Origin of the sequence: Neisseria sp. 19428wB4_WF04 (genome assembly GCF_015235335.1) — a bacterium.
In the GTDB taxonomy this organism is placed as follows: Bacteria; Pseudomonadota; Gammaproteobacteria; order Burkholderiales; family Neisseriaceae; genus Neisseria; species Neisseria musculi.
In genome coordinates this window covers 1-20408 of the sequence record NZ_JADGLG010000007.1, presented here as the reverse complement: position 1 = coordinate 20408, position 20408 = coordinate 1, and the positions used below count along the sequence as shown (strand labels likewise).

The window sequence follows — 20408 nt, the reverse complement described above, 5'->3', positions numbered from 1 at the left end:
GATTTTTCGCCTTTTATTGGTGTGGTAATGTCATGACAAAATAAACACCACCCCACAGCAAAAACAATAAAAACTCAGGCAGCAGCGCAGAAATGCCCAAAGAATGGCCGTTTTACACTGCCAAACTGATGAGCATTCCCGAGCAACAACTTTACTGGAAACTCAAAAAAGCCTTGCCCGACCATCTGATAGCGTTTCAGGTTCAGGCGAGCAGGGTGCTTAAAGTAAAGAAAGGGCATAACTTCGCATCATGGCACAACCGCATCAACCGCATGAGTTATGACTTTGTTATATGCAATAAACAAAGTTACCCGATTGCGGTTATTGAACTGGACGACAGCAGCCACGAAAAAGATGATGCGAAACAAGACACCGACCAAAAGAAGAACAAAGCAACCAATGACGCAGGTTTAAAAATATACCGCTGGAGAGTAAACCAAATGCCGTCATGCGATGAAATCACGGCATTATTTGGCGGCAAGCAATAGCTGGCAAATGTACACCATTGCCCAAAATAGGGCGCACGCATAAAATAACCGCTTATTGTTATATAATCGGTTGTTTTTATTATGCAATCACAAAGCCAATGGCTGGACATGTACAAAAAGATAGCTAGCATAAGCACCGACTACAAGCTAGCTCAAAAATGGCATACAAGTAGCAGCAGAATCAGCCAAATCCGTAAAGGCCGCCTGAAATTGAGTTTTGCCGAATGCCTGATAATCGCGCAAACGCTGGAAATCGATCCGCTGGAAATTCTTGCTGCACTGGCTTATCCGGCCGCTAAAGTACACGAAAAAGACTTGGTTAAAGATGTTTATTTCGATGCGTTGGTTAAGACCATAGGCTCACGCATGAGTATAGCGGCGACAGCGAACGGATACCGCCACGGCTGGCGGAGAAATAAGTAGCTTATGCAATTTCGCATAATATTAATTATGTCAAATTATGAAATACAGGAAAAAATACCTGAATCCAACAGCGGTTTTCCCACCGCCCTAAAGGCATAATTTGCGTTTATTTATCTTCTTTTTTGGGTGAAAGTTGAAATTTATTTTTATCAATCTTTATCTTTTAATAGGAAGAATAAATTATGTCTGCACCCGTAATTTTAGCTGCCACCTCAACCAAAGGCGGGGTCGGTAAAACCACCTTGCTGGCCAATATCTCCGCCGTTCTCGCCGATATCGGACTGCGCGTTCTCATGGTTGATGCCGATGTCCAACCATCACTTTCCAAATTTTACCCGCTCAACTACCGTGCACCTAACGGCATCGTGGAATTGCTGCTTGGCGACAATTTTGATGCCAATGTGCGCTCAACAGTGTCCAATACGGTTTTCCCAAATCTGGATATCATTATTTCCAACAATATCTCGGCCGATATCCAGACCAAAATCGCCAATCGTGCCGACCGTGCTTTCTTGCTGAAAGCCAAATTCCAAAATCCTTTTTTCCAAAATAATTATAATGTCATCTTAATCGATACGCAAGGCGCGGTCGGAGCCTTACAGGATACGGCTTCCTTCGCCGCCAGCTGCCTCATTACGCCTATTATGCCCGAAATCCTGAGTGCCCGTGAGTTCGTCACCGGCACTCAGGAGGCTTTGTCACGACTGGCTCAAGGTGAAGTAATGGGACTCGGCACCCCACAGCTGCGTGCGGTTATCTACGCTCAAGACCGCAGCAAAGATGCAAAACTGATTGCCCAAGAAATCCGCGAATTTTTCAGTGCGTCACTCGATGACCGTAAAAAGCTGCTTCAAACTACCGTTCCAGAAGCAAAATCGTATAAAGAAGCGGCAACGTTGCGCATTCCTGTACATTGCCATGAGCAGGAACACCCAGGCAAGCTGATGCCTGCCTATGAGGTGATGCACAATATTGTTTACGAGATTTTCCCGGGCATCCAAGAGCGTCAACTGCGCGGAAGCTGTTTCAACAACATGACCACCCTGCTGCCTGAGGAAAAATCTGCAGGAGTATTGTCATGACCGTAAACAAATTGAACCAAGATGTAGCCGGTTTAAGCCTCCGTATCGATACCCCCGCTCAGACAAACATGCTCTTAAACGATAAACCAGCCATGGCTAACGGCATGTTCATGCAGCTGCCGGTGGCGGAAATCGAGTTTTTCGACAAAAACCCGCGCCGCCAACATGATGAGGCCAGCTACGCTGCCATCAAAGAATCTATCCGTGCCACCGGTATCCAACAGCCTGTACATGTAACCCAGCGTCCGGGAGAAAGCCATTATGTTCTGGCTCAGGGGGGTAATACCCGTTTGAAAATCATGCGGGAGCTGTACCAGGAAACAAAAGACAGCCGTTTCCGAAACATTCCCTGTTTCTATGTGGCCTATACGAACGAAACCGATCTTCAGATTGCCCATTTAATCGAAAATGAGCAGCGTGCAGAGATGTGCTTTTGGGATAAGGCCTGTGCTTATGCGGAAGTGCGCGATATTTTTCAGGACGAGAGCGATAAACGTCTGTCCTTGCGCGAATTAGAAGTAATGTTTGGTACAGCCGGTTTGGTTGTTTCATACCAAGCATTAAGCCTGTTCTTCTTTGCCTCAGATTCTTTACAGGAACTGGGCCGTTATGCCTATGAACTGTCAAATCCGAAGGTATCTGAAATCAAAAAATTGCATACAGCCATGGCTGTTGCAGCCAAAAAGGCCGGTGAAGCCTTACCATTCCGATTTCTACAGCAACCAAACCCAAAAAGGCATCACCGCAGGTTTCAGCTCGCCCGTTACCGATGCCGTTGGTTCCGTGCAAAAACTGGCCGACAGTCGCGCCCAAGTCGGCCAAAGCAGCAACGGCCGCCGCCAACACCGGCTGGCAGGCCTATCAGGCAGCGCAAAGCGTCGAAAAAGCCATGGACAGCAAAGGCGGCGGCATCAATGTCAACATCACCTACGGCGAACAGCGCAACGAAAGCGAAAGCCATATCCGCGGCACCGAATCCGGCGGTTCCACCGTTGCCGCCGGCGGTGTGGTGCGTTTGAACGCCGCAGGAGCGGGCAAGGATTCCGACCTCACCGTTACCGGCTCCGATGTGGCCGGTAAAGGCGGCACCGTGCTGCTTGCCGAAAACAACATCAACCTGCTCGCAGCCGAAGAAAACCACAGCGAACGCAGTAGCAACAGCCAGCGCGGCTGGAATGCTGGCGTGGCTCTCGATTTCAGCAACGGTGTGAGTGTCGGCTTTACCGGCGGCGGCAACTACGGCAAAGGCTACGGCAACGGAGATGAGCAGACTTACCGCACCACCCGCATCGGCGATGCCAACAGCCAAACCGTGATCCAAAGCGGCGGCGACACCACCCTCAAAGGCGCGCAGGTGAAAGGCAGCGGCGTTGCCCTTTCCGCCGAAAACCTCCGCATCGAAAGCCTGCAAGACAGTGCTGCCTACAACAGCCGCCAATTCCAAGGCAGCGGCCAGATCACCGTGGGCTACGGCTTCAGCGGCAGCGCCGATTACAGCCAAAGCAAAATCAACGCCGAGCACCGCAGCGTGAACGACCAATCCGGCATCTACGCCGGCGACGACGGCTTCCAAGTCGATGTGAGCAACCACACCGACCTGAAAGGCGGTATCATCACTTCCACCGAAGCAGCCGAACAAAACGGCCGCAACCGCTTTCAGACGGCCACCCTCACCCAAAGCGACCTTCAAAACCACAGCCGTTATGAAGGCGAAAGCTTCGGCCTCGGTGTGAGCGGCGGCATGAGCGGCGAAGCCCTCGGCCAAGAACAAAACAGCCGTTTAAAAACCGTTCAACCCGAAAATGGCAGCAGCATGGGCTACGGCCGTGACGGCGGCAGCCAAAGCAGCGTGACCCGCAGCGGCATCGGCACGCGCAATATCGTCATCACCAACGACACCACAGGCGAGCAGGCCAAAGCGGTTTATACGGACACCCGCACCGAAACCGCAGAAGCAGATTCAGGCCGTCTGAACAATGCGTTTGATAAAGACGAAGTACAGCGCGAGATTGATTTGCAGCGGAGTGTGAGTCAGGATTTCAGCAGAAATGTGCAGCAGGCCAGAACCGAAATCAACCGCAAAGTTGACAATCATAAAGAATTGGCCAAAGCAGAGGAAAACAAAGCCGCCGAGGCTCTGCAAAAAGGCGATTTGGCCGCCTACCGCGAAGCCGTGCAAACCGCCAACGAGCACCATCAGAAAGCCGACGATTGGCAAAAAGGCGGTGTCGCACTGGCAGCATTTGCCACCGGCCTGAGTGCACCGACCGACAGCGCATTGGGTATCACCGCCGCCACCGCCAGCCCTGTGGCAGCCTACCAAATCGGCCAATACTTTAAAGGCGTAGCCGCACAAAATTCAGACGGCCGCTTAACCGCCGCACAGGAAACCGCGCGCGTCGTTGCCCACGGTGTGATTGCCGCTGCCACCGCTGCAGCCGGAGACCACAACGCCCTCAGCGCCGCAATCAGCGCGGGAGGTGCAGAAGCCGCCGCACCGTATGTGAGCCAATGGCTGTATGGCGAGAAAGACGGCAGTAAGCTGACAGCGGAGCAGAAACAGACGGTTTCGAGTATTTTAAGTTTGGGCGGGGCTGCGGTTGGTGCGGCGGCAAACGGTTCGGCTGCGGATATGGTGGCCGGCGGGCAGGCTGCGCAGACGGCGGTGGAGAATAATTACTACCTTACCGCGAATTCTTTAACTAAAACACCAAGAGAAGTCAGAAATATATATGAAGTATTAAAGGATAAAGTAAATCAAGAATGTAGTAATGGCAGGATTCAAGAATGTCGACAAGATATTGAACGAATTATCGCGTTTGTTCAAGATTCAAGGTTTGCGAGAAATTATAGAGACTTGCAACTTGAATCTATGCAATTTTTGTCGGACAATCCAAAACTACTTGCTGATTATTTAACCGCACAATATGACAAACTAAGCCGTGAAGATAAAAGTATCCTCCATCGTTATATTACTCCGGGTACTGAAATTGTGGGCGGTGCATCGGGCATTGTTATTTCAGTAAAAGGCGGGGCTGCCACTTGTGTGCAATCATTCGGTTTGACCTGCGGTGCAGCAGCAATTGGCGTTGCTTCATCAAGTGACCATTTGATTACCGGCCTGAATAATTTCGGCAAGAAAGCCAGCGAACAAAGGCCTACGATTACTGTTCAGAGTTTGAAACGGCTGGGCTTGTCTGAACAGGCTGCCAATTATGTTCAGCTTGCGATGGATACGCTGAGTGTGGGTAAGGTGGGGATTTCGACACCAAGACCTAAGCCAGCTACACCGGTAACTGTGCGTATTACATCAGGAGGAACAGCCAATGCAGCCACCTATCCTAAATTAATCAATGAATTAAATGAACAAAACTTAAAAAATATTGCCGCTCAAGATTCAAGATTAGCAAGTGCTTTAAATGATTGGAAATCTATGCAGCCAAATAGAAGAGGAGAAATCAATTTTGGCATTGGCTCAGCAACCCATCAAGAAGCTGATAAATTAGGAAAAATTTGGGTTGGTGATGGAGCTAAACCAGTTAATAGCCCTTCTTGTAAAGGGTGTTTATTAAGTGCGGATGGTACAAGGTTATATCGCCCTCCTAGCACAAAAGTTAATACTCCAAAATCATTTAATCCAACAGGGGTACAAGCTAATTTTGTTATTAGAAGTACCGATGGAAAGACCTTAACCAACGGACACTTGAATATAAAATGATTAAATTAATTTTAAAAAGTATAAACATCTATAATGAAGATTTTGAAGAGTTTATCCCTGAGATTCCAGATAACTTTCAGCAATGGATAGATTTAGATATTGGTATAGAAGGTGAAGAGGGATTATCTATATTTTCCGTCTGTGTTTGTTCTCCTAAATGGATAGCACATAATTGCAGCAAAGAAGGCTTTTTTTGGTCAAATGCGCTAGTGATGGAAGAATTTAATCACGTAATCATCAAAAATGAAATCAACAAAATCTTGCAATACTCTTCAAGAGAGACTTGGGATTTATCTGTATCGAGCTTATTAAAATTTTTCTCTTGGGAGTTTGAGGATTATCATCCAAATCTATAGAACGCATAGCAAGCCGTAGCCTGCATGAAACCTAAAATCCACAGGTAAGGTGCGTGCCCCAGCACGCACGCGTTCTATGGATTTGAATCCAATGCCGTCTGAAAAAATGATGAAGTTTTCAGACGGCATTTGTTATGAAAGTAAGTATCCATACTTTTCAAACGCGTGCGCGCCAAGGGCACACACCCTACACTTGCTACATTACAACCCGATCGAAAAAGGTTCAATGTGGATAATAGAGAATATTGGAAATGGCGTGTAAATAATAGGTAAAGGTAAGAAATTATGAATATTCAAGAAATGAAAAAAGAATATGAAAAGATATATGGAAATGAAGGCGTATCTAAAAATGATATTGAATTGATAGAAAAAAAATTATTTACGAAATTGCCACTTGATTTTAAGAAAATCACAGAGTTTTATTCTGGAGGATATATGGGAGGCATTAGTCATTTTGGAATATCTGAATATGATGATGAGAATATTATCAAAGAAACTATTAAGGCACGAGTATATTTAAATCTTCCTACAAATTATCTTGTGTTGGCAGAGCCACCAGAAAGTCTAATATTAATGGATACTCAAGAGGGCTCTAGTGTTCTTTGGGTTGATTCAAATAATATAGAAAATATTTCTGAAAAATGGAATTCTTATACAGAGTTTTTTCAATATTTATTAGAAGAGGAACTAAGTGAAAATAAATAAACAAGCCGTAGCCTGCATGAAACCTAAAATCCATATGTAGGGTGTGCGTCTAAGCGCGTACGCGTTCTATAGCCTGCACGTGCAAAAGGCCGTCTGAAAAAATTCCAATCTTTCAGACGGCCTTTTAATCCTCAAAGCTAAGCAAAGCATCGACTTTGTGGCAGCCAAGAATGCCGCTTCTGAAAGCGGCGCACAAAACCGTTTGCGTGCCTGGGATCAGGGGCAGCTTTCGTCTGCAGCGGAGCCTTTTATGCCTGCCGTTAACTTCAGCGCAGGCAGAAGCCGCAGCCAAAGCCAAGATAAGCTGCACACCCTCACCCCCGTGGGCAGCAAGCCGTAGCCTGCATGAAACCTAAAATCCATGTGTAGGGTGCGTGCCCCAGCACGCACGCGTTCTATGGCCTGCAAGTGCAAGGCCGTCTGAAAACACGGCCAAGTTTTCAGACGGCCTTTTTTCTTTACCTCAAATAAGTAACCCATATTACTATGGAGTGCTTTCCTTAAAAATATCAAATTGCTCTTTACTACCCGAATGATGGGCGGCACGGTGCGCCCGTCTTACTTTACTGACGGTTGAGGTGCTGCAATTCAAAGCAGAGGCAATACCGGTAATGCTCACGCCTTGTAAGGTAAGCTGGATAATGTTTTTGTGAAGCTGCTTATCAGCCGGCCGCCCTTTCATCCGCCCGTCTTTTCTGGCTCTCTCAATACCCTGCTGTGCCCGCCTTCGCCGCGTTTTCCAATCTTCATGGGCTATGCTGAGCGCCATGCGCAGAAACATTTTCTGCAAAGCATCCATCAACGGCTCAGTGAGGTATTTAGGCAAGGAATCGCTTTGCCCCATCAGGTCATCGATATTACCGAAAGAAAAAACATCCGGCACATGCAGCTTGGCCCCCTTTTCGGTAATCCGATGAATCAGAAGCTCTGCTTCTCTGGGTGGTAAGCGGGTGATGCGGTCGATTTTTTCCGCAATCACCCAATCGCCATCTTGAAGGTCATCAATCAGCTTGTTCAACTCCGGCCGACTGGCATTCACCCCACTTGCCTTCTCTTCATAGACACCGGCTATGTAAAAACCATTTTTCTTAGCTTCCTCGATGATTTCGCGTTGCCGGTCTAAATTTTGCTGCTGGGTACTGACCCGAAGATAAATTCGGGCAATTTTTTGCCTATCCATGTATTTTAAATCCTACAATTAAGCCAGTGGATTTTGAGTCTCTGTTTTTATATTTTACATGGGCGAAATCATCCCTGTAAATAACCCATGGTCAAAATACAGTAGCAAGGGGATATTTATATCGTACGATATAAAATAGAATCAGTTCCTTCGGTTATGGTTTCCTGATTCAATTTGACCAGCAAATCCCCCTTGTGTTACATTGTATATAAAATGTAATACAAGGATTCTCTGATGTTAAAAACCGCCCCTATCAATCTGAGAGCCTTAGAGGCACAGAAAAACTTGATCGACCAAGCAGCTGCGCTTTTGGGAAAAACGCGTTCCGAGTTTATATTGGAAGCTTCCTGCTCGGCAGCAGAAAATACCTTAATGGATAAAACCGTTTTCTCCCTGACCGCCGATGAATACCGACAGTTTATTCATTTACTCGAGCAGCCAACCGAACCGAATGATGGCTTTGAAAAGCTTATGTCTATGACACCGGTTTGGGAGCGCTAAGTAATGGATAGACTGACAGCCCCCGAACTTTTAAATGATACGCACTGCCTAGACGGCTTCAATTGCGGCGTTGCATCTTTGAATGAATGGTTGGTAAAAAGCGCGCTGAAAAATCAGAACAGTAATGCCAGCCGCACATTTGTGGTGTGTAACCAAGCGGGTAGTGTCGTGGGCTATTATTGTCTGGCTGCTGGATCTCTAACCCACGAAGAAGCAATCGGTTCATTCCGAAGAAATATGCCTTCACCAATTCCGGTGATTGTTTTAGGCAGATTGGCAGTTGATGTTCGAGCTCAAGGAAAAGAATTGGGTAAAAGTCTGTTGCGGGATGCGTTTCTGAGGGCTTGCAAAATTAGTCAGCATTTAGGGGCTAGGGGATTGCTGGTACATGCAATCAGTGAAGAAGCCAGACAGTTCTACTTAAAAAACGGCTTCACCGCCTCCCCTATCTCGCCTTATACCCTGATGCACAAATTATAGTAGTGCTGACAAACTCGAAGCGGATGATGTTTCTCATCCGCTTTTTCTCCATTCTCCTCACCAACTCCTCAGTTGCTGCCTTTCAACATAGCCTGTCTTCTGTTTGAGTATCATAACCATCTGATAATTTGACAAATGGCACCTTACATTTTCCGCACCATAAATCAAGTGACGGTTTCCCCCATGCTTTATCGCCGCATGACTGACAACGGTAAACTGTTTTCCGTTTAGAGGACGCCTCTTTTTCCTGAGCTTCGCTTAAGACAGCCACATCAATATCAAACTGCTCCGAAAATGGCTGCATAAGGGAGGTCTCTGCACGCCGGTCTTCCTCTGTATATGGTTCAGTCAACCCTGCGTCAACTTCGCTGTCATCCATGGCCGTAGTTTCTGCTGAAATCTCCTCAAAGACCTGCTCCAATACAGAGGCCAGATTTTCCAACTCATTATGCCGGACCTGGGTGGATTCCGTTTTGGCATGCCTGTCGTAAAACGGCAGCTGGTAGCCCATTTTGGAAAATGCCACGCATTGGAAATAGAATGCGCCGTTTTTCATCGGGTAGTCACTCATTTTCTGCCCGGTCCGTTTGCCGCCCGGTTTTCCCGTGCTGCTCGGCATCAGGCCGATAGATTCCATCTTGTCCGCCCATTCCTTATTATGGTAGGTGCGGTGGCTGGGCTTGCCAAACTCGTGCTGCCACAGGTGCACCATCTCATGCACCAGCGTCTGCATCAGTTCCAGCGGCCGGTGGGTAATGAAATATTGGGGGTTCAACGCAATCTCATGAATGATTTCCTCCCCCTTCCCTTTCTGCCAACGGTCGCTGGAAAAGTACCCCATGACGTTGCTGTCCCTCTGTAATGTCAGCAGGCATGGCGGCAGTTGTCCGGCGAATAAGCGACTGTTGAAAAAATCGTAGGCATCCTGGATGAAGTTGTACATTTGCAGGGTTGGCTTGACGGTCATTTTGATTGCCTATTTTTATATCGTACGATATAATTTTAAGATAAAATTATCAAAAAAACCAGTTTAATCAGATGTTTTAGTAATTATCTACATGTAATGTTAAAATAAGGGTATCTATGTGGGAAGAATAACTGCATGGGCTCGGAGTATTGAATCATGGCAAACACAAGTAAAATCGAATGGACCGAAAGAACTTGGAATCCGGCTGTTGGCTGTACGAAGGTTTCACCGGGATGCAAAAACTGTTATGCGGAAACCATGGCTTGCCGTCTGAAGGCGATGGGCACCCCGGGATATGAAAACGGTTTCAAGCTTAAAATCCTGCCTGACCGTCTCAATGAGCCATTGAAGCGGAAAATACCAACGACTTATTTTGTCAACTCCATGTCCGATCTTTTCCATGAGGAAATCCCTTTTGAATTTATAGAACAGGTGGTTTCCACTATTGAGCAGGCAGATTGGCATACCTTCCAGATACTGACCAAACGCGCAGACCGAATGGAGCGGTTTTTCATCAATCGCGCAGTACCGAAAAATGCATGGCTGGGTGTAACCGTTGAAGATAAAAAGTACGGTGTGCCACGTATTGATAATTTACGCCGTATTGATGCGGGCATCCGCTTCTTATCTGTTGAGCCGCTTTTGGAAGATTTGGGGCAGATTGACTTAACAGGCATCCATTGGGTCATTGTCGGGGGGGAATCCGGCAGCCGTGCAAGGCCGATGAGCATTGATTGGGTGGAAAATATACGTTTGCAGTGTGCGGATGAAGATGTGGCCTTTTTCTTCAAACAGTGGGGCGGTTGGGGCGCTGACGGAAAAAAACGGGCTAAAAAAGCAAATGGCAGGGAATTGAACGGTCGGACATGGGATGAAATGCCGCTTGTTCAAATGCCATCATAAAACAAACAATAAATACTGACCAAGGAACACCATGTCATACCATCACTATAACTGGAAAAACGGCCCTGCCGAAATCCAGCAACACAGCGTGGCCAAATTAAACGTCTTGGAAGCATACCTTATTCAATATCTCAAAACCCTGGCCAGCCTCCCGCAGCAAGATATATTCAAACTCACTTTAGTGGACGGTTTTGCTGGAGGCGGCCTTTATTACCACAAGGATACCCAAGCAGAAATCCACGGATCACCATTGGTATGCCTCCAAGCCGTCCAAACCTCTGAGTACCTGCTCAACCAGGGCCTACCAAACCATTGGTGCTGGATGTGGATTACTTCTTTGTCGAAGAGGATAAAGATACCTACAACCATCTGCTTCAAACCCTCAAATTCAAAGGGTACAATCCCGATACAAACCATAAAATCCACATCCAACACGCCAACTTTCATGACCGTATTCATTTCATTGTGGATTTTATCAACAAGAAAAGCCCCCGAAACGGCCGTTCGATTTTTATTTTGGATCAGTATGGGTATTCGGATGTTCCCACCAGTTTGATCAGGAGCATCCTGAGCAAACTCCCAAGAGCAGAAATTATCCTCACTTTCAGCGTGGACTCTTTCATCAATTTCGCAAGCGGATCGGAAACAACTGGCGATTTACTGAAAAAGATTGGCATTTATGCGCCGGAGATCTTCAATCCCATCAAATTAAACGAGCTTAAACAATCCGATAAGAATTGGCGTTTGTTTATCCAAAGTTCGCTGTATAAAAAATTAGTCGATGCCTGCGGTGCCAAGTTTTTTACGCCGTTTTTCATACGAAACCCAGGTGGGCATGGTGATTATTGGTTGATTCACATGTCCCAGCATTTCAGGGCGCGGGATGTTATGGCCGGTATTCATTGGCAGCATCAGAATAATTTTATCCATTATGGTGATGCGGGTTTGAATATGTTCAACCTAGTCGGATACGATCCCGGCAGGGATGATAATTTTACAGGTCAGTCATCATTCGGGTTTGAGTTTGACGATATAGCCAAGACAGCAAGTATTAAGCAACTGTCAGAACAGTTCCCCCGGTTGATTTACGCCCATGAGGAGGGATTGAGCTTTGAAACATTATTTTCATCAACCTGTAATGGCTCACCCGCTTCTTCGGATATTTATCGAGATGCACTGGGAAGGCTTATCGCCGAGAAAGAAATCACAGTAGTAGGCGCAGATGGAACCATCAGGAAAAACGGGCAGAATATCAAGAATAATGACCAAATCCTTCCACCTCATCAGCGCAGTTTATTCGGCCTTTAAGCATTCCGGCAAAACTACCTGTTTAATTGGAAGCCTGCGGGTTAAATCATCGCAAAGAATTATCACAGTATGGTTTTGATAGGCCCCAAATCCCCACTTACCGCAGTAGCCCCAAAGCAGTTGCGGTAAGTGGGGATTCGTCAACCAACGGGCGACAGCTATCAGATTGAATTTGTTTGGGTGTTTTATCCAACTCGATATGATTATAATAATACCAACCCAACCTCTCTCAGCCGGCCATGAAATTACTCGCCTACGCTTCCTCCGACGGCTTTGAAACTATTACCCCACTTGCCGCCAAATCGCTCAATTTGACCACTGTGTACAGCCGCCACAGTCCGGGGCATCGCTTGGAAATGTATGTCAACCGGCGCGGCAGCAGGCATTTTTTTGCTTATAAAGGTAACCGGCATCCGAATGGTCATACCGCACCGGAATCATTAACGCATACGCTCTGTAAAACGGTATTGACCCAGTTGGCCAACGAAGGATTACCCACATTACTCAAAGCCACTTATAAAACCGAGCAACAGCCCCCTATCCCGTTGACTTTGGTTTCCGGTGTGTGCGAACACGAAATAACGGCCAATGGGCGAAAATATATCATCGACACCTTTTGCCGTTTCATCCAACCTGAAGCGGGCGAATGGCTGCTCTCTGAAGAATGCCGCTGGCGCGGCCGAATAGCGTTTGAGTTTTTTCATACCAGCGGACTGGCTGCCAATCATGCGAAGTGCCGCGACTTAGAAGCTGCCGGAATCCCAGTGTTTCAAATTGCCATCAGGCCGGGAAGCTTCTTCTATATTGATGAGGAAGAGCTGGTCGACTTGGATATTGAAGAAGCTGAAGAACGGATAAGCAACCATTGCCGTAAAATTGCGAATGCGTTTAAAAGGCAGATTGTGGGTGTATTGTTCAACTATCCTGAATCAATGGCCTTCCGGAATGGACAAGATTTATATGGTCGGCTTCATGCTGCCGAGGCGCAGATTAGGGAACTTGAAGCCCAGCATCACCACGCAACCGAACAAATCAACATTCTGTTGGCGGACAACACCCGCTTGAACAGGGAAAATGCCGAATATCTCGACCGATTGCGCAGTATTCAAGAAATCAGGCCGTCTGAAAATCAAGCTGGAGAAAAACAAAGTAGTCGGGCCAGTTCAACACAACACGTAACGACGAATAAACAGCCGTTTTGGAGGCGGTGGTTCAAATGAGGCAGCCCTCACTTAAACCTTGTCTTTCTTAACAAAATTATGCAATATACTGACTTGTAATGCTTAATCAATCATTCATATGGAGAACAATTTATGACTATGATTAAAACTACTCTGGCCTGCGGTATCGCACTCGGTTTGCTCGCCGGCTGTGCAACAGAATCTTCGCGCAGCCTGGAAGTCGCTAAAGTTGCTTCATACAATACACAATACAACGGCGTGCGCACCCCAATTTCCATCGGCAGCTTCGATAACCGTTCAAGCTTCCAAAAAGGTGTATTCTCAGACGGAGAAGACCGTTTGGGCAGTCAGGCCAAGACCATTTTGGCCACGCATCTTCAGCAAACCAACCGTTTCAATGTACTGAACCGCACCAATCTGAGTGCTTTGAAGCAAGAAGCAGGTATCTCAGGTAAAGCGCAAAACCTGAAAGGTGCAAGCTATGTTGTCACTGGAGATGTGACCGAGTTCGGTCGTAAAGATGTGGGCGACCACCAACTGTTCGGTATTTTAGGACGTGGTAAATCACAGATTGCCTATGCCAAAGTTGCCCTGAATATCGTTAACGTCCAAACTTCGGAGGTTGTTTATTCCACTCAAGGCGCCGGTGAATATTCACTTTCCAACCGCGAGGTTATCGGTTTTGGTGGTACGTCCGGATATGACGCAACTTTGAACGGCAAAGTATTGGATTTAGCCGTGCGAGAAGCCGTGAACAACCTGGTGCAAGCTATCGACAATGGCGCTTGGCAGCCTAACCGCTAAGGAGGCCGTATGAAAAAAGGGATATTATACGGATTGCCTCTGGCTGCCACACTTTTACTGGCTGCCTGCGGTTCTGCGCCTAAGCCGATTTACTACTGGAAAGACTACAACGCAACCGTTTACGAACGTCTGAAAAACGACGACGGTTCGGTAGGTAAGCAAATCGACAAGATGGAGAAGTATTTTAACGAAGCCAACCGCAAGCAATTGGCTGCTGCTCCGGGTGCCCATGCCCACATGGGGCTTTTGCTGATTGATGCCGGACAACCGGATGCAGCCAAGGCACAATTTGAAACAGAAAAGCAGCTGTTTCCTGAATCGGCGGATTTTATGGATTTTCTGTTGAAGAATAAAGCTTCGGGAGGAAAACAATGAAGATGATGAAGTGTTTACTGCCCTTGGCCGTCACCTTAGCTTTGGCTGCCTGTCAGACACATCAGCCACAGCCTTACGACTACACGGCTTTCAAAGAAAGCAATCCCAAGTCCATTTTGGTTTTGCCACCTTTGAATGAATCGCCTGATGTCAAGGCCACTTGGGGGATGCTGACCGCCACAACTTTCCCACTTTCCGAAGCCGGCTATTATGTCTTCCCGGTTGCTGTTGCTGCTGAAGCTTTCAAGCAAAACGGCCTGACCAATGCGGCTGACATCCATGATGTCAAATTGGACAAACTGCGTTCAATCTTTGGTAATGATGCTGTACTGTATGTTACTGTGAAGGAATATGGTACCAAATACCAAATCATCCAAAGTGTGACTACCGTCCGTGCGGAGGCCAAACTGGTCGATGCGCGTACCGGTAAAGAGCTCTGGAGTGGCTCCGCCGCAGCCTCTGATGCCGGGCAAAAGAGCAACAACAATATCGTTGCTGCCCTTCTTGGTGCAATTATTGATCAAGTGGTCGGCACATTGGGCGACAAAGGCTATGATATGGCTCAAGCCGCAGGTGTTGAGCTGCTCTCTCCAGCGAAACACAACGGTATCCTCCATGGTCCACGCTCCCCACATTACCAAAAAGAGCCTGGGCAACGTTAATCTGACTAAAAAAGCAGAATCTTTTGATTCTGCTTTTTTACCGTAAAGTACATTTTCAAGTACGGAAAATTTCCGTACAAATTTTTGTGATATAATTGCCAAAAACAGTTTTAAGGAAAGAGCCAATGGACTTAGGATTAAAACAAAATGCACGTATTGATCTCAAAGTCGATGCCGATATAAAGCTGCTGGCCGAGCGTGCAGCAGCGGCCACCGGTCAGACATTGAGTGCCTATTTATTGTCACTCATCCGCCAAGATGCTCCTAAAGTATTAGCAGAACAACAACACATTGTGTTGAGCAAGCAACATTATGCCGATTTTATGCGTTCCTGCGAAGCGTCTGCTCAAGAGTGGCCTTATTCGGGTGATGAACTGGTCAAGGTCGCCAAGCAACTCGATGCAGAAAGCTTTCAATGGCGTTAAAAAAAGCGTTTGAACCGCTGGACAAAACCATACACGATATTAAGGCCTTTCATTGTGGCAAGCCTGTCATGGATGAATTCCTACGTCGCTATGCTGCGAAAAATGCCAAACTAGGATTAAGTAAGACATGGATTTTATCAGAAAGCGAAGCTTCTGGCAAATTAGCTGTGGCTGCATACTTTACATTGGCCGTCCAATCGGTCAGCCCTGATGATTTGCATGCCTCCAACCTGCCGCGCTATCCAGCTCCCGTTACCCTCATCGCACGATTGGCCGTAGATAGCACATATCAAGGCAAAGGGCTGGGAAGCAAAACCCTACTTTCAGCCTTGGCTCAAGCGGTCAGAATCTACCATAACGGCCTACCTACTTATGCAGTGGTTTTGGATGTCTTAGATGATGAAGCCATGCGGTTTTATGAAAAGTTTGAGTTTTTTAAGCAGCTGGGCGCTTATACAGACAAGCTGTATGTACCGATGGCTGTATTGCAGCAAATTTTTGAACCAGATGCCAGGGGTACCGGTTTAAAAAGTCAGACGGAGTAATCTATGCCCCCTTTGAAGCCCTATCCGGAACTATTGAACGAGACAGAAGGAAGCGGTATCAACGAAACCGACTATCTGCTGAAATATCCTGCAAATGCGGCACACCTATATGAATCCATCGAGGCCGTCAAAGTAGGAAAAGCATTTGTTGATGTGCTGTCAGGCGATTCAGCAGATGCAGTAAAAAAACAGGGGAAATAGTCCCGCTTATAAAAAAGCAGAGTCTTCGGATTCTGCTTTTTACTACAAACAAAGTCGTAATGTCGCGCTTTGAAAAATCATATACTTGACACAGGTAAGGAAATTGCCTTACACTTGATTTAGTGGGATATCCCGCTAGATATTAAATTTACTAAATATTAGATTTTGATGAGAGTCCCGTAGGCCGCTTAAATATTAAAGACACACAGTAGGACGGATAAGTCAGAGTTGTGAAGAGTAATAGGAATATAGGCAGGGCAAAATGGATATGAATGTTATTTTAAATGCTGTGTCAACTATGACCAGTAAAAACCAAACAACCATTCCGGAATCAGTGCGCAAAGCATTAGGATTGGAGAAGCAGGACAAGCTCCGCTTCTCCGTATTGGAAGGCGGTCAGGTATTGCTTGAAAAAGATGTAATCGATGAAGAAGAATATGACAACGACCCTGTTGTTCACAACTTTCTGAATTTTTTGGAGCAATCCATGCAGGATTCCCCTGAATCGATTCGTCCCGCTTCCTCTTCCCGCTATGCCCGCTATCGTCAACTGGCCGGAGATTAACATAGTAGAGGATTAATATGCCTGACGAGCAGATGATGATAAATGGTTATACCATTTATGAGCATGAGTGTTTTACACAGCAGATGGAAAATCTTGCTGAGCAAGTAGAGAGCCAAAAAAAGGCCGAAAAAACCGCCAAATCAGATGAAGCAAAGCTTCTGAAGCGGATACTTGATGAAATAGATGCCATTGCCCAAGCACCCGACAATAAAAAATACCGTCTGGGTCAGACTATGGGTAGTGAATACAAGCATTGGCGGCGGGCAAAGATTATGGGAAGGTACAGGTTATTCTTCCGATACGACTCGACCAGTAAAATCATTATTTTTGCCTGGATCAATGATTCGAAGACGAAACGGACCTACGGCAGCAAAAATGATGCTTATGCGGTATTCAAAAAAATGCTCGAAAGCGGTAATCCCCCATCGGACTGGCAGGCATTAGTAAATGAGGTGGAGAGAAGCAACATGGGATAGAGTCCTATGAAGCCCGCAGAATTCAAGGAGACATCATGAAAAAAATCATCAAATGGACTGCCATATTCGTTGCGATGTTCGGCATCTTCACCCTGCTCTCCATGGTGGCGGGTAATGATGTTTCTTGGGCTGCGTTTACCGACGAAACCAACTGGGGTGTTGGCGTACTGTTTGCACCATTGCTGACTGCGGCGTGCTGGGCTTTGTGGCCAACGCCGACTTATTCTCCGTTTGATGGTCTTGGTAGCTGTCATTACAATAGTATAAATCCAAATAATTGGAGAAATGACGATTCGGCAACAAATCCCTTTGATTCACATATGGTTGGAAATATATACTATTCTCCATTTGAAGATGATGAATAATTAAACAGGCAGCTTTAAAGCTGCCTGTTTAATTATTCAGAGCTTTCCAAAGCCCGTTCTACTGCTGCCAAGCTCTTGTAAAACGCCGTTTTACCCTCCTCGCTTTGCAACTCCGTGCCACCGCTAAAACTCAGGCGGACGGCGCAGTCGTTCAAGTCCGGGGATTCTTCCACTTCGATGATGATATGGGCAATGGCCATAGTCTTTCCTTTCTCTATCTGATTTTGGCAATTTCATTCAAAGTTTTACCGCGATATGCGCTTACCGGCAACACCTTACCAGACGGGCTGTACAGCATCGCATCAAGGTGTGGGCCGCTTACTCCACCGCTGCTGCCCAACTGGCCGATTTGCTGTCCTTTTGCCACCGGATCACCAAAACGCAACGGGCTGGCCGTGTTCATATGGGAGGCTCGGTAACGGACACCGTTCGGTGCCTGAATGACCACTGTATGCCCCCAGCCCACCGTTACCTTGCGGCCATTGCGAATCACCGTATTGGCCTGATAACGGCTTTCTACAACCCTACCGCTGAACGGAGCCAGTAGCGGCGTGCCGACGCTTCCCCGGTAATCCTCACCTTTATGGTCTTTGGCCGTTTTTAAAATCGGATGTATCCGCCTGCCGAATGGGCTGGTGATCACATGCGCCCCGGGAAGAAGCGCGCCCAGAGTTTCCTTGCTGTTTCCGTATGATTTTGCCCCGTTGCCCCGATAGCCATCGGTCGGGGCTACTGTTTTGGGCGGAAGGTGCGGGATCCGCTGCCCGGGCGCTGTTTCAGATCGTTGGCCAAATTCGGGTTCCTGCCCAAATGAGCTTCAGCCTGATTGGCCCCGGAGCCGAGAGGGTCTTTGCCGTCGCGAACATCCTGCATCACCTGTTCACGTCTCTCTCCACTGGCATTCTGCGGCCAGATATGAGAATTCAGCTCCATTATCATGCCATTGCTGTTTTCGTCCGCTTTTCGTGCCCGATTGGCCAAATCATCGACACGGCTGTCATAGCGCTGACCGCCTTGAGCCACATCGCTGTCGACACCGCTTCTGGCTTGATTGAAATCCCGCTCATAGTCGTTGCCACGTTTGCTGATGGCCGCATCAATCGAATCGGCACGGATACCGCTGCGTGCAGCACGCTCGCGTACACCCTCAAAGGCGGCATTGGAGCCTGAAGCAACGGTAGAGACGTTTTGCTGATACGCTGTATCAACCGTATTTGATGGGCGGCTGTCCGGAGAGAGGTTGCCCTCCGGTTTCCAGCCGGCCTGTTGTGCGGCTGTGCCCATCTGACTGCTGCGACGGTCTGCTGTGGCCATGGCCGTCTGAAAAGTATTGCCTTCGCCGCTGTTCAGCTGTGACAGGGTTAGATTCGGATTGTTTGCAATCAGGTCGTTAGTATTATCGTAGGTGACGGTTTTACCGTTGCCGTAAGTGCGCTGAGCCTGTTCACGGTAGCTTTGGGCCTCGTTGAAGCTGTCGGTAGCCGAACGGCTGGCTTGCTGTGCACGCTGCATGCTGGCACTCGCGCCTTGTGCCAGCTCGTCTCCGGAGGACAGTGAGTTTTTATAGGCCGCAGAGCTGCTGACTTTGTCGGTAAAGCTGCTATCAAAGGTAATACCTTCTTCCCTTAATGCCTTAGCTGCTTTTGTAATATCAGCACTTAATTTAGAGTCGTTGATAGCCTCACCTTTCCAGCCGCCGCCGTTGCCAGCTACATTTAAACCTAAGTTGGCAGCTATTGCTGAGCGAATCGCAGAGCCTTCGGAAATACCGTGTTTATGTGCAATATCATCCGCTGCTTTCATGACTTGAGACCATTTATGCGATTGAGCCGCATCCAAGCCCATGCCGTAACCCGAATCCGCACTCTGGCCAAAGCTGTGTTTTCCGGCCCAAGCCAAGGTTTGCGCCTGCCCCAAAGCTAAGCTTTCCTGATAAGCCGCCTGATGTTGTCTGGCCGCTGTTTCCGCGCGGTCAGCCATGCGGCCGTAGTTTTCTGATTCACTGATTTGCGATTGTGATGAGACGGCCAAGCTGCTGTTGCGTGCCTGATAGCGGCTGGTTCCGCCGGCTGCACTCATCCAAGAGGTACCGGCCGCCGAATGCGCAGTCGTCATCTGTGGATCGGTATATACCGGGTTGAGTGAGTATTTATTGGCGTTGGCATTGTTGTAATTCATATTGCCGGCGGCAAAATTGCCCGTACCTGCTTGTGAACCGGCCGATTCCGCACTGGATTTCGCCGCAGTGGCCATGCCGGTCAGTCCGCCCACCAAGGTGCGTCCGCCCACCAAGGTGCGTCCGCCCACCAAGGTGCGTCCGCCCACCAAGGTGCGTCCGCCCACCAAGGTGCGTCCGCCCACCAAGGTGCGTCCGCCCACCAAGGTGCGTCCGCCCATAACCAATGCGCCGGAAATAACTGGAACCAGCCACATTGCACCAGCCGCCGCTGCCTGGGCATCGGCGGCCGCCATCAGCAGGCCGTCGCCGGAGCCCGGGGTAATCATACCGACGGCTGTTTCAGCATTAAACAGACGGCGTGTATGAATTGTCAGCACAAAATTGATGATACTTGTTAAATATCGTGCAAAACTGAGCCAGGGAAACGGGGAGTTGTGCTCCAAAATTGAGCCACTCTCCGTTTGTTATAAACTGCTCCGCTTTATCACACAGCGGAGCCCAACCTGGATGTTATGCATG

At 47.7% G+C, this 20408-nt stretch carries 27 protein-coding genes and 1 pseudogene; 23 read left to right on the top strand and 5 right to left on the bottom strand.

Features of this window, described 5'->3' with window-relative positions; all coding sequences use genetic code 11:
- Positions 1-92 precede the first annotated feature (92 nt).
- From IR141_RS02930 to IR141_RS02900, 8 genes are all read left to right on the top strand, one after another.
- Complete coding sequence (locus IR141_RS02930; RefSeq protein ID WP_135034188.1) at positions 93-488, top strand: DUF2726 domain-containing protein; 396 nt, start codon at positions 93-95, stop codon at positions 486-488.
- Positions 489-569: 81 nt separating this feature from the next.
- Positions 570-911, top strand: coding sequence for a hypothetical protein (locus IR141_RS02925; protein ID WP_135034187.1), 342 nt, complete (start codon positions 570-572; stop codon positions 909-911).
- 182 nt (positions 912-1093) lie between these two features.
- The gene (locus IR141_RS02920; RefSeq protein WP_135034186.1) at positions 1094-1993 is read left to right on the top strand and encodes a ParA family protein; all 900 of its coding nucleotides are present in this window, start codon (positions 1094-1096) and stop codon (positions 1991-1993) included.
- Positions 1990-3012: a ParB family protein gene (locus IR141_RS14150; RefSeq protein ID WP_135034185.1), complete on the top strand. Its 1023-nt coding sequence runs from the start codon at positions 1990-1992 to the stop codon at positions 3010-3012. The genes IR141_RS02920 and IR141_RS14150 overlap by 4 nt, the downstream gene beginning before the upstream one ends.
- Positions 2904-5711, top strand: coding sequence for a hemagglutinin repeat-containing protein (locus IR141_RS02915; protein WP_245231718.1), 2808 nt, complete (start codon positions 2904-2906; stop codon positions 5709-5711). Before IR141_RS14150 ends, IR141_RS02915 begins: the two co-directional genes overlap by 109 nt.
- The gene (locus IR141_RS02910; RefSeq protein ID WP_135034183.1) at positions 5708-6067 is read left to right on the top strand and encodes an immunity 8 family protein; all 360 of its coding nucleotides are present in this window, start codon (positions 5708-5710) and stop codon (positions 6065-6067) included. Before IR141_RS02915 ends, IR141_RS02910 begins: the two co-directional genes overlap by 4 nt.
- A 285-nt stretch (positions 6068-6352) precedes the next feature.
- Entirely contained in the window at positions 6353-6772 is a 420-nt protein-coding gene (locus tag IR141_RS02905; RefSeq protein ID WP_209304399.1) for an SMI1/KNR4 family protein, read from the top strand.
- A gap of 157 nt (positions 6773-6929) precedes the next feature.
- Positions 6930-7112: a hypothetical protein gene (locus IR141_RS02900; protein WP_167743002.1), complete on the top strand. Its 183-nt coding sequence runs from the start codon at positions 6930-6932 to the stop codon at positions 7110-7112.
- 144 nt (positions 7113-7256) lie between these two features.
- Here the strand turns inward: IR141_RS02900 and IR141_RS02895 are convergent, their stop codons facing one another.
- Positions 7257-7952 carry a recombinase family protein gene (locus IR141_RS02895; RefSeq protein ID WP_135034180.1) on the bottom strand — a complete coding sequence of 232 codons (696 nt, stop codon included), beginning with the start codon at positions 7950-7952 and terminating at the stop codon, positions 7257-7259.
- A 234-nt stretch (positions 7953-8186) separates the two neighbouring features.
- Between IR141_RS02895 and IR141_RS02890 the strand changes: the two genes are divergently transcribed.
- Both IR141_RS02890 and IR141_RS02885 read left to right on the top strand, forming a co-directional pair.
- Positions 8187-8453, top strand: coding sequence for a DUF1778 domain-containing protein (locus tag IR141_RS02890; protein WP_135034179.1), 267 nt, complete (start codon positions 8187-8189; stop codon positions 8451-8453).
- Between the two features lie 3 nt (positions 8454-8456).
- Positions 8457-8933: a GNAT family N-acetyltransferase gene (locus IR141_RS02885; RefSeq protein ID WP_209304398.1), complete on the top strand. Its 477-nt coding sequence runs from the start codon at positions 8457-8459 to the stop codon at positions 8931-8933.
- A gap of 82 nt (positions 8934-9015) precedes the next feature.
- Here IR141_RS02885 and IR141_RS02880 read toward each other — a convergent pair whose 3' ends face one another.
- The gene (locus tag IR141_RS02880) at positions 9016-9900 is read right to left on the bottom strand and encodes a SprT-like domain-containing protein (RefSeq protein WP_135034178.1); all 885 of its coding nucleotides are present in this window, start codon (positions 9898-9900) and stop codon (positions 9016-9018) included.
- 156 nt (positions 9901-10056) lie between these two features.
- Between IR141_RS02880 and IR141_RS02875 the strand changes: the two genes are divergently transcribed.
- The 13 genes and pseudogenes from IR141_RS02875 (at position 10057) to IR141_RS02820 (ending at position 17710) form a co-directional block, all read left to right on the top strand.
- A complete protein-coding gene (locus IR141_RS02875) occupies positions 10057-10803 on the top strand; it encodes a DUF5131 family protein (RefSeq protein WP_135034177.1) in 747 nt (248 codons plus the stop codon).
- 31 nt (positions 10804-10834) lie between these two features.
- Positions 10835-11086, top strand: a pseudogene (gene tcmP / locus IR141_RS14145) (three-Cys-motif partner protein TcmP); the annotation flags it as partial.
- A gap of 32 nt (positions 11087-11118) precedes the next feature.
- Positions 11119-12111 (top strand): three-Cys-motif partner protein TcmP, encoded by a 993-nt coding sequence (gene tcmP, locus IR141_RS02870; protein WP_209304397.1) that lies wholly within the window; start codon positions 11119-11121, stop codon positions 12109-12111.
- 239 nt (positions 12112-12350) lie between these two features.
- A complete protein-coding gene (locus IR141_RS02865) occupies positions 12351-13331 on the top strand; it encodes a hypothetical protein (RefSeq protein WP_135034176.1) in 981 nt (326 codons plus the stop codon).
- 93 nt (positions 13332-13424) lie between these two features.
- On the top strand, positions 13425-14096 hold the full coding sequence (locus tag IR141_RS02860) for a CsgG/HfaB family protein (RefSeq protein ID WP_135034175.1): 672 nt from the start codon (positions 13425-13427) through the stop codon (positions 14094-14096).
- A 9-nt stretch (positions 14097-14105) separates the two neighbouring features.
- Positions 14106-14471: a DUF4810 domain-containing protein gene (locus IR141_RS02855; protein ID WP_135034174.1), complete on the top strand. Its 366-nt coding sequence runs from the start codon at positions 14106-14108 to the stop codon at positions 14469-14471.
- A 2-nt stretch (positions 14472-14473) separates the two neighbouring features.
- On the top strand, positions 14474-15133 hold the full coding sequence (locus tag IR141_RS02850) for a DUF799 domain-containing protein (protein ID WP_135034239.1): 660 nt from the start codon (positions 14474-14476) through the stop codon (positions 15131-15133).
- 125 nt (positions 15134-15258) lie between these two features.
- A complete protein-coding gene (locus tag IR141_RS02845; RefSeq protein WP_135034173.1) occupies positions 15259-15558 on the top strand; it encodes a DUF1778 domain-containing protein in 300 nt (99 codons plus the stop codon).
- On the top strand, positions 15549-16103 hold the full coding sequence (locus tag IR141_RS02840) for a GNAT family N-acetyltransferase (RefSeq protein WP_135034172.1): 555 nt from the start codon (positions 15549-15551) through the stop codon (positions 16101-16103). Before IR141_RS02845 ends, IR141_RS02840 begins: the two co-directional genes overlap by 10 nt.
- A 3-nt stretch (positions 16104-16106) precedes the next feature.
- Positions 16107-16304: a hypothetical protein gene (locus IR141_RS02835; protein WP_135034171.1), complete on the top strand. Its 198-nt coding sequence runs from the start codon at positions 16107-16109 to the stop codon at positions 16302-16304.
- A 262-nt stretch (positions 16305-16566) separates the two neighbouring features.
- A complete protein-coding gene (locus IR141_RS02830; protein WP_228068141.1) occupies positions 16567-16869 on the top strand; it encodes a type II toxin-antitoxin system PrlF family antitoxin in 303 nt (100 codons plus the stop codon).
- Positions 16870-16886: 17 nt separating this feature from the next.
- Positions 16887-17345: a type II toxin-antitoxin system YhaV family toxin gene (locus IR141_RS02825; RefSeq protein ID WP_135034170.1), complete on the top strand. Its 459-nt coding sequence runs from the start codon at positions 16887-16889 to the stop codon at positions 17343-17345.
- A gap of 35 nt (positions 17346-17380) precedes the next feature.
- Positions 17381-17710, top strand: coding sequence for a hypothetical protein (locus tag IR141_RS02820; protein ID WP_135034169.1), 330 nt, complete (start codon positions 17381-17383; stop codon positions 17708-17710).
- A gap of 32 nt (positions 17711-17742) precedes the next feature.
- Here the strand turns inward: IR141_RS02820 and IR141_RS02815 are convergent, their stop codons facing one another.
- The 3 genes from IR141_RS02815 to IR141_RS02805 form a co-directional block, all read right to left on the bottom strand.
- Positions 17743-17910, bottom strand: a complete 168-nt coding sequence (locus IR141_RS02815) for a hypothetical protein (protein ID WP_167743001.1) — start codon at positions 17908-17910, stop codon at positions 17743-17745.
- Between the two features lie 14 nt (positions 17911-17924).
- Positions 17925-18353 (bottom strand): M23 family metallopeptidase, encoded by a 429-nt coding sequence (locus IR141_RS02810; RefSeq protein WP_245231717.1) that lies wholly within the window; start codon positions 18351-18353, stop codon positions 17925-17927.
- An 86-nt stretch (positions 18354-18439) separates the two neighbouring features.
- Positions 18440-20332 carry a hypothetical protein gene (locus tag IR141_RS02805; protein ID WP_167742999.1) on the bottom strand — a complete coding sequence of 631 codons (1893 nt, stop codon included), beginning with the start codon at positions 20330-20332 and terminating at the stop codon, positions 18440-18442.
- Positions 20333-20408 lie beyond the last annotated feature (76 nt).